This is a genomic window from Brevibacterium sediminis, assembly GCF_013623905.1.
Taxonomy (GTDB): domain Bacteria; phylum Actinomycetota; class Actinomycetes; order Actinomycetales; family Brevibacteriaceae; genus Brevibacterium; species Brevibacterium sediminis.
This window is the reverse complement of sequence record NZ_JABKDD010000001.1, coordinates 844,772-858,179: the sequence shown is the minus strand read 5'-3', so window position 1 is coordinate 858,179 and position 13,408 is coordinate 844,772. Positions and strand designations below refer to the sequence as shown.

General features: G+C 64.4%; 12 protein-coding genes and 4 tRNA genes. 15 read left to right on the top strand and 1 reads right to left on the bottom strand.

All coding sequences use genetic code 11. The features are described 5' to 3' along the window. The first annotated feature begins 1 nt into the window (after position 1). Positions 2–940, top strand: a complete 939-nt coding sequence (gene era, locus HK108_RS04000) for a GTPase Era (protein WP_139467362.1) — start codon at positions 2–4, stop codon at positions 938–940. 154 nt (positions 941–1,094) lie between these two features. Beyond that, on the top strand, positions 1,095–2,102 hold the full coding sequence (gene zapE, locus HK108_RS03995) for a cell division protein ZapE (RefSeq protein ID WP_181270557.1): 1,008 nt from the start codon (positions 1,095–1,097) through the stop codon (positions 2,100–2,102). A 62-nt stretch (positions 2,103–2,164) separates the two neighbouring features. On the opposite strand, the gene HK108_RS03990 is transcribed toward zapE, so the two are convergent. Next, on the bottom strand, positions 2,165–2,641 hold the full coding sequence (locus HK108_RS03990; protein WP_229663939.1) for a TIGR02611 family protein: 477 nt from the start codon (positions 2,639–2,641) through the stop codon (positions 2,165–2,167). A 136-nt stretch (positions 2,642–2,777) separates the two neighbouring features. Between HK108_RS03990 and HK108_RS03985 the strand changes: the two genes are divergently transcribed. The 13 genes from HK108_RS03985 (at position 2,778) to ruvB (ending at position 13,402) form a co-directional block, all read left to right on the top strand. Then, a tRNA-Gly gene (locus HK108_RS03985) sits at positions 2,778–2,850 on the top strand. 26 nt (positions 2,851–2,876) lie between these two features. Further along, positions 2,877–2,947, top strand: a tRNA-Cys gene (locus HK108_RS03980). Between the two features lie 30 nt (positions 2,948–2,977). Next, positions 2,978–3,049: transfer RNA gene (locus HK108_RS03975), tRNA-Val, on the top strand. Positions 3,050–3,086: 37 nt separating this feature from the next. Next, a tRNA-Val gene (locus HK108_RS03970) sits at positions 3,087–3,158 on the top strand. Positions 3,159–3,413: 255 nt separating this feature from the next. Then, positions 3,414–4,727: a DUF4190 domain-containing protein gene (locus tag HK108_RS03965; protein ID WP_181270556.1), complete on the top strand. Its 1,314-nt coding sequence runs from the start codon at positions 3,414–3,416 to the stop codon at positions 4,725–4,727. A 196-nt stretch (positions 4,728–4,923) separates the two neighbouring features. Next, entirely contained in the window at positions 4,924–6,930 is a 2,007-nt protein-coding gene (gene thrS / locus HK108_RS03960; protein ID WP_181270555.1) for a threonine--tRNA ligase, read from the top strand. Beyond that, positions 6,927–7,532, top strand: a complete 606-nt coding sequence (locus tag HK108_RS03955; RefSeq protein WP_139467358.1) for an HIT family protein — start codon at positions 6,927–6,929, stop codon at positions 7,530–7,532. Before thrS ends, HK108_RS03955 begins: the two co-directional genes overlap by 4 nt. Next, positions 7,529–9,571 (top strand): alpha/beta hydrolase family protein, encoded by a 2,043-nt coding sequence (locus HK108_RS03950; RefSeq protein WP_181270554.1) that lies wholly within the window; start codon positions 7,529–7,531, stop codon positions 9,569–9,571. Before HK108_RS03955 ends, HK108_RS03950 begins: the two co-directional genes overlap by 4 nt. A gap of 130 nt (positions 9,572–9,701) precedes the next feature. Further along, on the top strand, positions 9,702–10,181 hold the full coding sequence (locus HK108_RS03945; protein WP_062242804.1) for an NUDIX hydrolase: 480 nt from the start codon (positions 9,702–9,704) through the stop codon (positions 10,179–10,181). A 137-nt stretch (positions 10,182–10,318) separates the two neighbouring features. Continuing rightward, positions 10,319–11,071, top strand: a complete 753-nt coding sequence (locus HK108_RS03940) for a YebC/PmpR family DNA-binding transcriptional regulator (protein WP_139467356.1) — start codon at positions 10,319–10,321, stop codon at positions 11,069–11,071. Continuing rightward, the gene (gene ruvC / locus HK108_RS03935; RefSeq protein WP_139908129.1) at positions 11,071–11,667 is read left to right on the top strand and encodes a crossover junction endodeoxyribonuclease RuvC; all 597 of its coding nucleotides are present in this window, start codon (positions 11,071–11,073) and stop codon (positions 11,665–11,667) included. Before HK108_RS03940 ends, ruvC begins: the two co-directional genes overlap by 1 nt. Before the next feature lie 65 nt (positions 11,668–11,732). Then, on the top strand, positions 11,733–12,329 hold the full coding sequence (ruvA, locus tag HK108_RS03930; RefSeq protein ID WP_181270553.1) for a Holliday junction branch migration protein RuvA: 597 nt from the start codon (positions 11,733–11,735) through the stop codon (positions 12,327–12,329). After that, positions 12,326–13,402: a Holliday junction branch migration DNA helicase RuvB gene (ruvB, locus tag HK108_RS03925; RefSeq protein WP_139467353.1), complete on the top strand. Its 1,077-nt coding sequence runs from the start codon at positions 12,326–12,328 to the stop codon at positions 13,400–13,402. Before ruvA ends, ruvB begins: the two co-directional genes overlap by 4 nt. The last annotated feature ends 6 nt before the right edge of the window (positions 13,403–13,408 follow it).

Sequence of the window (13,408 nt, the reverse complement as noted above, 5' to 3'; positions counted from 1 at the left end):
GATGGAATTTCGCACGGACTACCCCGATGACTATCGGGCCGGCTTCGCCTGCTTCGTGGGTCGCCCGAATACGGGCAAATCAACCCTGACGAACGCCCTGGTGGGGGAGAAGGTCGCGATCACCTCGGCCAAACCTCAGACGACCCGGCATACGATCCGCGGAATCGTCCACAAGGACGACCATCAGCTCATCCTCATCGATACCCCCGGACTGCACAAACCGCGCACCCTGCTCGGTTCCCGACTCAACGATCTGGTGGCATCCACGCTGGGTGAGGTCGACGTCATCGGCTTCTGCCTGCCCGCCGATGAGCCGATCGGTCCCGGCGACCGCTATATCGCCTCCCAGCTGGCGCTGCTGGACGGACGGACCCCGATCGTCGCGCTCGTGACGAAGGTCGACCGGGTGCCCAAGGACAAGATCGCCGAGGCGCTGCTGGCCGTCGGCGAGCTCGCCGACTTCGCCGATGTCGTCCCGGTCTCCGCAGTCGAGGACTTCCAGGTCGACACCGTCGATTCGGTGCTCGCGGCGCATCTGCCGAAATCTCCTCCGCTCTACCCCGACGGCGACCTCACGGACGAGCCGGAAGAGAAGATGATCGCCGAGCTTGTGCGCGAAGCGGCCCTCGAGGGAGTGCGTGACGAACTGCCCCATTCCCTGGCTGTGCAGGTCGAGGAGATGTACCCGCGGGAAGGGCGCCGCGAGGACAATCCGCTGTGGAACGTCCACGTCAACCTCTATGTCGAACGTCCCAGCCAGAAGGCCATCATCATCGGCAAGGGCGGCAGCCGGCTGAAGACCATCGGGTCGGAATCCCGGCAGGGCATCGAGCGGCTCCTCGGCACGAAGGTCTACCTCGACCTGCACGTCAAGGTGGCCAAGGACTGGCAGCGCGATCCCAAACAGCTCGGCCGCCTCGGCTTCGACTTCAACAACTGATCTGCCGGGTCGGTCGCCGCTGGTGATGCGAACAACTCGCCGGCGGGGCGGTGGACGGACGGCGGGAGCGCCGCGGATGCGTTGCCTGTGACGGGCACCACCCTATTGGGCCCGAGTTGAACCGGGCACTCGAGCCTGCCTTAGACTAGGCCGAGTGAATGCCGAGCAGACTCTGGTCGCACTGAGCGACCGATCCCCACAGGTTGCCCCCGAAGAGCTCATCGCAGGTCTCGTGCCGCCGCCTCAGTTCGAGGACGTGTCCTTCGACAGCTACCGCACCGACCCCGCGGAGCCCTCGCAGGAAGAGGCACGGAACAAGCTGCGGGAATTCACCCAGCGCTCGACCGACAAGGGATTCTTCGGCAAGCTGTTCTCGAAGGGAAGCTCTGGTGCCAAGGGCGTCTACCTCGACGGCGGCTACGGTGTCGGCAAGACTCACCTGTTGGCTTCGGCCTGGCATGCCAACGAGAAGCCGGCGACCTTCGGCACCTTCGTCGAATACACGAACCTCGTCGGGGCCTTGGGCTTCGCCCGGGCTCGCGACGACCTGTCGAAGATGAAGCTCGTCTGCGTCGACGAATTCGAACTCGACGATCCCGGCGACACCGTGCTCATGTCCCGGCTGATGCGTGAACTCACCGACGCCGGAGTGAAGATCATTGCGACATCGAACACTCTGCCCGGGTCTCTGGGGGAGGGGCGCTTCGCCGCTCAGGACTTCCTGCGTGAGATTCAGGCGCTGGCCGATCAGTTCGAGGTCTATCGCATCGACGGCAAGGACTATCGTGCCCGTGAGTTGACCGCTCCAGCCGACCCGTTGCCGGAATCCGAACTCGATTCGGCGGCGAGCCAGCTTGACGGAGTTGTGGCTCGCGATGACTTCTCCGCGCTGCTCAGCCACCTGTCCACCGTTCACCCTTCACGTTACGGGCGGATGGTCGACGGAATCGACGCGGCTGTGTGGGAGAACGTGCGCACGATCGACAACGAGAGCGTGGCTCTGCGCTTCGTGGCGCTCGTCGACCGGCTCTACGACCGCAATGTGCACATCATCAACTCCGGTGCCGCTCTCGACAAGGTCTTCACTGAAGAATCGCTGGCCGGCGGATACAAGAAGAAGTACATGCGCTGCCTCTCACGACTGACCGCTCTGTCGTCCTGAGCCGAGAAACCATCGACGCCCGTCGCACCTCTGATGAAGGTGGGACGGGCGTCGGTCGTCTCTCAGTGCAGGCCGATCACGTCGAAGAGACGCAGGTCCGGGACCCAATCGGGCAGGCCGGTGAGTTTCAGGGTGAGCCACACGATCACAGCCACGAAGGCGGCTGTCACGGCCCCGGTGGTCCATCGCACCCATAGGGGCTGCGCCATGATCCAATGCGTCCAGCGTTCGACGTTGTCCCTAACGAAGCGCAGAAGCCGCTGAGCCCAGTGGAACTCGCTGGAGATGATGAACAGGCCGATGATGACGATGAGCCAACCGGGGCCGGGCAGTGGAACGAGAGCGAGTCCGATGAGCACGACGAGTGTGCCGAGGCCGCCGACGATGGTGCGATAGAGGCGTGCGGTGTGAGGGTTGGCCAGCACTGTGCGCCGCCAGCGGAGGAACCCCAGACGCAGTTTCCGCCACGGTCGGGGACCTTGTCGGTGGTGGCGTGACAACCAGCCTTTCGGGCGGGTCTGCGGGCTCTCTGCATTCACCCAACCACTATAAGATGGTGACCCTGAAAGCTTGATCGATGCGTGTGACCACGATCACCCGATTCTGATTTTGCGTAAGCCGCTACCTGCGTATAGAGTTATATCTCGTTGCCAGGGAAACCGGGCAGCGAAAAATGCGGATGTGGCTCAGTTGGTAGAGCATCACCTTGCCAAGGTGAGGGTCGCGGGTTCGAGTCCCGTCATCCGCTCGGAGGCGTCATGGCACTGCCTTGGCGGTGGCGTGGCCGAGAGGCGAGGCAGCGGCCTGCAAAGCCGTATACACGGGTTCGAATCCCGTCGCCACCTCGGATGACCGGCAGGAATGTCGGTTGACCAGCGCGATTGGCGCAGCGGTAGCGCGCTTCCTTCACACGGAAGAGGTCACTGGTTCGATCCCAGTATCGCGCACAGGGACCCTCGGGTTCCGGTGCAACAAATGAATAGAGCGCGATTGGCGCAGCGGTAGCGCGCTTCCCTGACACGGAAGAGGTCACTGGTTCGATCCCAGTATCGCGCACAGAAGAAGCCCCGAGTGTTCCACTCGGGGCTTCGTGCATTCACGCTTGAGTTTCTTTCGCAATAGCTCACTTTTGGGCGAATAGCCTATGTTTGAAACAGGGCTGTTCACTCTAAGCTGGGCTGAACCCGCGAAACTGGATTGTGTACGTTTAGTTCACCGTGTTCCAGGACTGAAACGCGGTCAGCATGCGGTATCAAAGGGGTTTGCTAGTACGCTAGGTGTTGTACTAAACGACGATGACTCGGAGCACCTATGTCTACTCCTCAGAACCCGTACGGTTCGGGTGACGGTTCGCCCAACAACCCCAACGGGCAGAACCCGAACAACCAGCCGCCGAATGCCCCCAACTACGGCAACGATCAGAATGCCGGTCAGCAGCCCGGTCAGTACGGTTCGGGGCAGCCCGGTCAGCAGTACGGATCGTCGGGCGACCAGCCCAATGGTTCGCAGCCGAACTACGGTCAGGGCGGCAACGACGGCTCGCAGCAGTACGGACAGCAGGCTCCCCAGTACGGCTCCCAGCCGAACTACGGTGCGTCGAACGATCAGAATCAGTATGGCCAGAACCAGTACGGCCAGGACCCGAACAATCAGAACCAGTACGGTCAGGGTCAGCCTGACCAGAATCAGTACGGGGACAACCAGTACGGACAGAACCCCTACGACACCAACGCGCAGGGATACGACGCCAACCAGTATGGTCAGCAGCCGGCCTACGCCGGTGCCGACGGATCCTCCGATCAGTTCATTCCGGCCAATCCCAACTCCGGCTACGGCCAGTACCCATCCGGGTCGGGCGGCAACACCTCGAAGAACATCTGGGGCATCCTCGCCCTCATCGGCGGCATCGTCGGCGTCCTCGGATCGTTCTTCTTCGGTATCGGCGCGATCTTCGGTATCGCAGCGGTGATCTTCGGCTTCGTCGGGCTCTCCGCGGTCAAGAAGAACTTGGCCAGCAACAAGGGCCTCAACATCACCGGTATCGTCCTCGGTTTTCTCTCGGTAGTCATCGCGATCATCTCGATCGTCGCGACCGTCATGTTCGGTGCCTTCATCTTCAACGCAGCCGAAGAGGCTGCCAGCTCATCCGCCCCCGCCGACCCGAGCCAGGGTGCTGGACAGGATCCGAGCCAGGGCTCCGGCGGCTCCGACGGCGGAGACGCCGCTCCTGCTCAGGCCGGCGAGGTCGAGATCGGCACCGACGTCACTGCCCAGATCAGTGTCCGCGAGGGCACCGCATCGTCGTCCGCCTCCGGAGCCGAATCGACCAATGGTGAGATCGCCATCGTGACGATGACCGTGAAGAACAACTCGAGCTCCGATGTCGAGATGACTCTCACGAACCTGACTGCCAACAACGGCGGCAGCACGGAATATGACGACGTCTTCGACGGCGGAAACTACAAGGGCTCTCTGGCCTTCACCGATCCGGTTCCTGCCGGCGGCGAAACGACCTATGAATTCGCCTACGCCGTCCCCAAGGCCGAAATCGATGGCATGCACCTCAAGCTCGAACTCATCGACGACCTCGGCAAGGGCACTGACTTCGAGTTCTACAAGCAGTGACACCCTGTTCCCCGAGGTGACAAGGCCCTTTCGGCCCTGACGCCCCGGGCACAGGCTTCGACAGACTCAGTGTGGGTGGCAGTCATTCGACTGCCACCCAACTGATTTGTCACAAGCGAATTGGTACTAGAATCTGAGGATGACCAGCCCACCGAAAGGGCCGGTCGAATGAACACATGACGAACGGAGAAGATCAGTGGCAGACAGCATCGACTGCGCGGGCGAAAGCATTCCCTGGAAAGAGGGTCTGACCGGAACGGAGATCTTCTCCACCGACCGCACAGTCGTCGCCATGTGGCTGAACGGCGAACCCGCCGACCTCAGCCGCGAGCTGCAGTCAGGAGACCGGATCGCTCCGATCACCATCGACTCCGACGCCGGACTCGACATCCTGCGCCACTCCACCGGTCACGTCACCGCTCAGGCCGTCCAGGAGCTCTTCCCCGGAACCAAGCTCGGCATCGGGCCCTACATCACCGACGGCTACTACTTCGATTTCGACGCCGCCGAACCCTTCACCCCTGAGGACCTCAAGGCGATTCAGAAGAAGGCCGCCCAGATCGTCAAGTCCGGTCAGACCTTCAACCGCGTCGTCGTCTCCGAAGAGGAAGCCCGCGAGCGGATGGCCGACGAACCGTACAAGCTCGAACTCATCAACGACAAGGGCAAGGGCGGCGACGAGGAGACCTCTGTCGAGGTCGGCGGCGGTGAACTCACCGTCTACGAGAACGTTGACCGCAAGGGCGAGGTCGTCTGGCAGGACCTCTGCCGCGGCCCCCACCTGCCCAACACCAAGCTCATCGGCAACGGCTTCGCCATCACCCGATCCTCGGCGGCCTATTGGCGCGGCGACCAGGCGAATGCGAGCCTGCAGCGCGTCTACGGAACCGCCTGGGCGTCGAAGGACGACCTCAAGGCCTACCAAGACCGCATCGCCGAAGCCGAGCGTCGCGACCATCGCAAGCTCGGTGCCGAGATGGACCTGTTCTCGTTCCCCGAAGAGCTCGGCTCCGGCCTGCCCGTCTTCCACCCCAAGGGCGGGGTCATCAAACGCGAGATGGAGGACTACGTCCGCGCCCGTCATATCGACGAGGGCTTCGAATACGTCGGGACCCCGCACATCTCGAAAGAGACGCTGTACTACACCTCCGGACACCTGCCCTACTACGGGGAGAACATGTTCCCGGCGATGTCCGTCGACGAGGTCCGCGACGAGTCCGGCGAAGTCGTCAAGGAGGGCACTCCCTACCGGCTCAAGGCCATGAACTGCCCCATGCACAACCTGATCTACCGCTCCAGAGGCCGCTCCTATCGCGACCTGCCGCTGCGGCTGTTCGAGTTCGGCACCGTCTACCGTGACGAGGCATCCGGAGTCATCCATGGCCTCACGCGGGTCCGCGCCCTGACCCAGGATGACTCCCACTCCTATGTGGCACAGGAAGACGCGGGCAAGGAGATCCGCCACCTGCTGAACTTCGTGCTCAGCCTGCTGCGCGACTTCGGCCTCGACGACTTCTACCTCGAACTTTCCACCCGCGACGAGGACGGAAAGAAGGCCGACAAGTTCATCGGCTCCGACGAACAGTGGGCCGAAGCCACCAGCGTGCTCGAGGAGGTCGCTCAGGAGACCGGGCTCGAACTCGTCCCCGACCCGGGCGGCGCCGCCTTCTACGGCCCGAAGATCTCCGTCCAGGCCCGCGACGCCATCGGCCGCACCTGGCAGATGTCGACCGTCCAGCTCGACTTCAACCAGCCCGAGCGCTTCGGACTCGAATACGTCGCAGCCGACGGCTCCCGCAAACAGCCGGTGATGATCCATTCGGCGAAGTTCGGTTCCATCGAACGCTTCCTCGGCGTGCTCACCGAGCACTATGCCGGTGCCTTCCCCGTGTGGCTGGCGCCCGTGCAGGTGGCCTGCATCCCCGTGGCCGATGAGTTCAACGACTACCTCGCCGAGGTGGCCGACCAGCTGCGCAGGTCCGGGGTCCGCGTCGAGATCGACGACAGCGACGACCGATTCCCGAAGAAGATCCGCAACGCCTCGAAGTCGAAGGTGCCCTTCACCCTCATCGCTGGCGGAGAGGACCGCGACGCCGGTGCCGTGTCCTTCCGCTTCCGCAACGGCGAACAGGAGAACGGCGTCCCCGTCGCCGAGGCGGTGCGACGGATCCTCGACGCGATAGAGACCAAGGCCCAGGTATGAGCGGAGGCGACGACAGCCGAACCGCAGCAGAGAACTCGGACGGCCGCCTCGGCGAAGGGATTCCCTACCCCGAGGCTGCCGCCGGGTTCCCCGGGGAACCCGACGGATTCCAGCGTCTGTGGACCCCGCACCGGATGGTCTACATCGACGGACAGGACAAACCGAAGGACGACCGCGCCGAGGAGTGCCCGTTCTGCACTGCGCCGTCGAAGACCGACGAGGACGGACTCATCGTCGCCCGCGGTCAGCACGTGTACGCGGTGCTCAACCTCTACCCGTACAACCCGGGCCACCTGCTCATCTGCCCCTATCGTCACGTGGCCGACTACACGGATCTGACCCAAGAGGAGACCGTCGAACTCGCCGAGTTCACGCAGAAGGCGATGCGCGTCATCCGGGCCGTATCCGGACCTCACGGATTCAACCTTGGCATGAACCAGGGACCCGTGGCCGGCGCAGGCATCGCCGCCCACCTGCACCAGCACGTCGTCCCGCGCTGGGGCGGAGACGCGAACTTCCTGCCCGTGATCGCCCAGACCAAAGCCCTGCCGCAAGTGCACGCCGATGTGCAGGCACGGCTCAAAAAGGAATGGAACAGATGAATCCTGAAGACCTCGGCACTCTTGCCGAGTACTCCTCACCCGTGCTGCGCGGCGACGACGCCGTCATCACGATCCGACGACCCGACCTCGAGTCCAACAGCTACCTCTCCCAGCTGTTCTCCTTGAGCGACGACAACTCCAGACGGCTGACTCACTCATGGTCGGACTCGAATCCAGAGTGCGGCCTGAATTGGTCCGGGTACCTGAGCGCGGAGAAGAAAGCCGCCCCGCAGCTCTTCGTCGGCGACAGCCTGGAGACGGCACACCAGATCACGGACAACCACCTCGGCGTGTCCGAATTCGCCCTCGACGACACCCGTTCCAGGGCCCTCTACGTCGCCCGCGTCGCCGAACCCGGACGTTACGGGCTCGACGATGCCATTCCGGCGGCCGAAGAAGCTCCACGCCGGATCACCACGGCCTCCTACCTGGCCAACGGCCTCGGCTATACGAACGACCGTCCGGCCCGCGCCTTCCTCGTCGACCTCGCCGAACCCGGTCTCGGCACCGTGGGCCTGCGCGGGGCGTCCGAAGTTCCGCTGTCGACTCTGCTGACGACCCCGGACAGCGACGTCCACGATCCGCAGTTCTCCCCGGTCGGCACGCGAGCGTCCGTGGTCTCCGCGCTCCACTCCGACCAGGGGCAGCCCGACCTGCGCTCGACGGTCTGGCTGCTCGGGGGAGAGGCGCCGACGCCACTCGAGCTGCCGTCCATGGACATCGGTCTGCACCGGTGGCTCGACGAAGACACCGTTGTGCTGATCGGCAACGCACTGACCCGTGACGAACTCGACTTCGTCGGCCAGATGCCCGGGCTCTTCATCCACACCGTATCGACCGGCTCCACGAGGCGGCTGACCGACCCGGAGACCGTGGCGCTGGCACCGATCCCGCCGCAGATCCACGGGGGAGCGGTCATCGCCGTCGTCGACACAGACGGGGCCACCCGGATCGTTCGCATCGGCCTCGACGCCGCAGAGATCGGCGTGAACGACCTCGAGTTCCTCACCGACGACACCACCGTCGTCAACGGCTTCGACGCCGACGAGGAAACGCTCGTCTTCACCGGATCGACACCGCACTCTCCGGCCGTGCTCGGCCGTATCGCCCTCGGCGGGCCCGCGGATTCCGGGGCCGCCTCGGCGCTGGGGTCCTCTGTCATCGTCAAGGAGCATCCGGCACCGGCGAACTCCGTCCTTCCCCAGGTGCTGCGGGTGCCAGGCGATTCCGGGACGATCACCGGCTGGCTGGCCAAACCGCACGGCGACGGGCCGTTCCCCGTCATCCTCAACATCCACGGCGGGCCCTTCGCCCAATACACGCATTCGTGGTTCGACGAGACCCAGGTGCTCACGTCCGCAGGTTACGCCGTCGTGTTCTCGAACCCGCGCGGATCCGGCGGACGGACCCGCAGCTGGGGGACCGCCGTCCAGGGAGACATGGCGGCTCCGGCAATGGCCGATGTGCTCGCCGTCCTCGACCATGCCCTCGACCTCGATCCCTCCCTCGACCGCAGCCGTCTGGGCATCCAGGGCGGATCGTATGGGGGATATCTCACAGCCATGACGATCGCCGCGGACCATCGCTTCCGCGCCGCCATCGTCGAACGCGGCTACCTCGACCCCGACAGCTTCGTCGGGACCTCCGACATCGGCCGCTTCTTCACCGAGGAGTACACGAGCCGCAGCAGTGAGGCGATCGCGGCCCAATCACCTCTGGCCCACGCTCCACAGGTCGGCACACCGACCTTGGTGATGCACTCGGAACTCGATCTGCGCTGCCCGCTGGAGCAGGCACAGCAGTATTATGCGGCCCTCCAGAGATCCGGGGTCGACACCGAGATGCTCATCTTCCCCGGGGAGAACCACGAGCTCTCCCGGGCCGGGCAGCCCCGCCACCGCAGGCAGCGCTTCGAAGCCATCCTCGACTGGTGGGATCGCCGTCTGGGCGGCGAAGATCGGGAACAGTCACAGGATGGCCGACATCGTCCTGAGGCAGCTGATCCCGCTGTGGCCGCAGCGGCCGACTCCGCGTCATGAGCGCCGAGTTGGCCGGGACCGCGCAGAGCCGATATCGTTCTCTGGGCCGCTGTCGCGCTCTTGCCGAAATCCCCCAGCGTCATTATTCTGCAAACACTTGCCTCCCTTCGCCGCCGACCACTGGAGAAACATGAAACCTCGTAAAGCCTCACGGGTCGTATTACTCAATGAGCGCGACGAGGTTCTCCTGATCCGTGCCCAGGATCTGCTGACCCCCAGCCACCAATGGTGGATGACCTGCGGAGGCGGTTCCGAACTCGGCGAGTCGGCAGCGCAGACGGCGGCCCGGGAACTGGCCGAGGAGACCGGGATCGAATGCGAACCTCACGAACTCATCGGTCCCTTGGCCACGCGCGACGAGGTCTTCGAATTCACGGAGAAGTCGCTGCGCCAGGTCGAAACCTACTTCGCGTTCCGCACCAGCGAGGACATCGAGCTCGAAGACGCGGTCTGGACGGACATCGAGAAGCGCAGCCTGCTCGAATTCCGCTGGTGGACCCGGGAGGAGCTCCTGGCCACGACGGAGACGATCTACCCGAAGAACCTCCTCGGCCTCATCGACCTGGCCACCGCCGGGTCCGTTCCCGACGTGCCGCTTGTCATCGACTGAGCTCACGATCGCGGTCCTGTGCAGGTCCGCAGTGCGGTCCGGTGGGAGTCCGCACGGAATCGCGAACGGGAAGTCTGCACGAGTCGGCGCGGTCAGCGTATAGACTTGAGAGGCTGTAACTACAGGAAGGAACACCAGTGTCAGGTCATTCCAAATGGGCAACGACTAAACACAAGAAGGCTGCCATCGATGCCAAGCGCGGCAAGCTCTTTGCCAAGCTGATCAAGAACATCGAGGTGGCCGCACGCAACGGTGGACCCGACCCCGACGGCAACCCGACGCTGTTCGATGCGATCCAGAAGGCGAAGAAGAACTCGGTTCCCGCGGACAACATCACCCGTGCGGTCAAGCGCGGCGGCGGTCTCGACGGCTCCGGAGTCAACTACGAGACGATCATGTACGAAGGCTACGCCGCCGGCGGTGTGGCACTGCTCATCGAATGTCTCACCGACAACCGCAACCGCGCCGCCTCCGAGGTGCGCGTGGCCGTGACCCGCAACGGCGGTTCGATGGCCGATCCCGGTTCGGTGACGTACAACTTCAACCGCAAGGGCGTCATCACCGTGGGCGCTGAGGAGACCGACGAAGAGGCCATTCTGCTGGCGACCATGGACGCCGGAGCCGAAGAGGTCAAGGAAGTCGGCGAGAAGTTCGAGATCATCTGCGAGGCCACCGACCTCGTGGCCGTGCGTACGGCCCTCGTCGACGCCGGAATCGACTACGACTCGGCCGAGGCCTCCTTCGTGCCCGAACTCGAGGTCAGCCTCGACGCAGAGACCGCGAGCAAGGTCTTCTCCCTCATCGATGCGCTTGAAGACAGCGACGAGGTGCAGAACGTCTACTCGAACGCCGATGTCAGCGATGAGGTCCTCGCCGAACTCGATGCCTGATGCGCATCCTCGGTGTTGATCCCGGCCTGACCCGGTGCGGGCTCGGTGTCATCGACACCCTGCCCGCCCGGAAGGCGAAGATGGTCGCCGTCGACGTCTTGCGGACTCCTTCGGCCGATTCCGTCGACCTCCGTCTCGGTGCCATCGCCGAGGCGTTCGACAGCTGGTTGGACACGTACCGTCCCGATGTCGTGGCCATCGAACGCGTCTTCGCCCGCAACGATGTGTCCACGATCATGGGCACCGCCCAGGCATCGGGACTGACCATGGGATTGGCTGCCCGACGCGGGCTGCCCGTGGCCATGCACACCCCATCAGAGGTCAAAGCTGCGATCACCGGTTCGGGCCGTGCGGACAAGAAGCAGGTCACCTCGATGGTGACGCGGATCCTCGGTCTCGACGCACCGCCGAAGCCCGCCGACGCCGCCGACGCCCTGGCGATCGCGATCTGCCATTCCTGGCGTGGCGCGCTGTCGGCCCAATCGACGCCGGGGGCAAATAAGGATCTGACCGAGCGCAAGGCCGGCGGGAGGCAGGGAAGCGGGCTGACGAAGGCCCAGCAGCAGTGGGCCGAGGCCATGCGGCGCGCCAAGTGAGCATGGGGGAGCGGGTGCCTGCTAACCTGGATTCGTACACGTGTTCCCCTTAAGAAAGGCTGTCCGTGATCAGTTTCCTCAGCGGTACGGTGCATCGGATCGCAGCTGACCACCTCGTCGTTCTCACCCACGGTGTCGGCCGGAAGGTCCACGTCACCCCCGACACTTTGGCCGGGACTCGGCACGGCGCCGAGATCGAACTGGTCACCAGCCTCGTGGTGCGCGAAGACTCGATGACCCTCTATGGCTTCGGCACCGAGGACGAGAACCACACCTTCGAGGTGTTGCTGTCGATCTCCGGAATCGGTCCGCGTCTGGCGATGGCGATCCTCTCGGTGATGGGACCTGACGAACTTGCCGCCGCGATCACGAATCAGGATGCCAACGCGCTCACCCGTGTCCCCGGAATCGGGAAGAAGGGCGCCTCGCGCATCATCCTCGAGCTGGAGAACAAACTGCCGAAGCTCACCGCTGCCTCTCCCGGACCCACTCTGTCCTTCGGCGGCGGCAACCAGCAGGTCGTCGACGCTCTTGTGGGTCTCGGGTGGAAGGAAGCGCAGGCTGAGGACGTCGTCGCCGACGTCGTCAAGGAGACCGGTGCTGATGCCGGCACCTCCGTGGTCCTCAAGGCCGCTCTGAAGGTTCTGGGTGCGAAGAGATGACAGGCTCGTTCGACCCCGACTCCTATGAGGTGGACTTCGGTGATCAGGACCTGACCGGAGCCGAACAGGAGAGACTCGTCTCCGGTCGTGCCGAGACGGCCGAACGCGATGCCGAGGCGGCGCTGCGTCCGAAGGGCCTGGCCGACTTCATCGGCCAGCCGCAGGTGCGTGAGCAGCTCTCCCTCGTCCTCGACGCGGCGAAGGCCAGACAGAAGGCACCCGACCATGTGCTGCTCTCCGGTCCTCCCGGGCTCGGCAAGACCACGCTGGCGATGATCATCGCCCACGAGATGAATTCGAGCCTGCGAGTGACGTCCGGCCCGGCCGTCCAGCACGCCGGTGACCTCGCAGCCATCCTGTCCTCCCTCGAAGAAGGTGAAGTCCTCTTCATCGACGAGATCCACCGCATGGCCCGGGCCGCCGAGGAGATGCTGTACGTGGCGATGGAGGACTTCCGAGTCGACGTCATCGTCGGCAAAGGACCAGGTGCCACCGCCATCCCGCTCGACCTCCCGCAATTCACCCTCGTCGGGGCGACCACCCGATCCGGTCTGCTGCCCGCGCCGCTGCGTGACCGTTTCGGCTTCACCGCCCTGCTCGACTTCTATTCGAGCGCCGATCTGCTCACGGTTCTCAAGCGTTCGGCCAGGATGCTCGGCATCGATGCCGAACTCGCCGGGCTCGAAGAGATCTCCACACGTTCCCGCGGAACCCCGCGAATCGCGAATCGCCTGCTGCGCCGCGTCCGCGACTGGGCCCAGGTGCGGGGGAGCGGAATCATCGACGAGGAGGCCGCCACCAATGCCCTGCGCGTCTACGAGGTCGACGAGCTCGGTCTCGATCGCCTCGACCGGTCGGTTCTGCAGGTGCTGTGCAAGCGCTTCGGCGGAGGCCCGGTGGGATTGGGAACCCTCGCCGTCTCCGTCGGCGAAGAAGCGGATACAGTCGAAACCGTGTCCGAGCCCTACCTCGTCCGAGAGGGCCTGATCAGTCGCACCCCACGTGGACGTGTGGCCACCACGGCGGCCTGGAAGCACCTGAAAATGCAGATCCCAGCAAACTATGAGTTCTGACCGTGC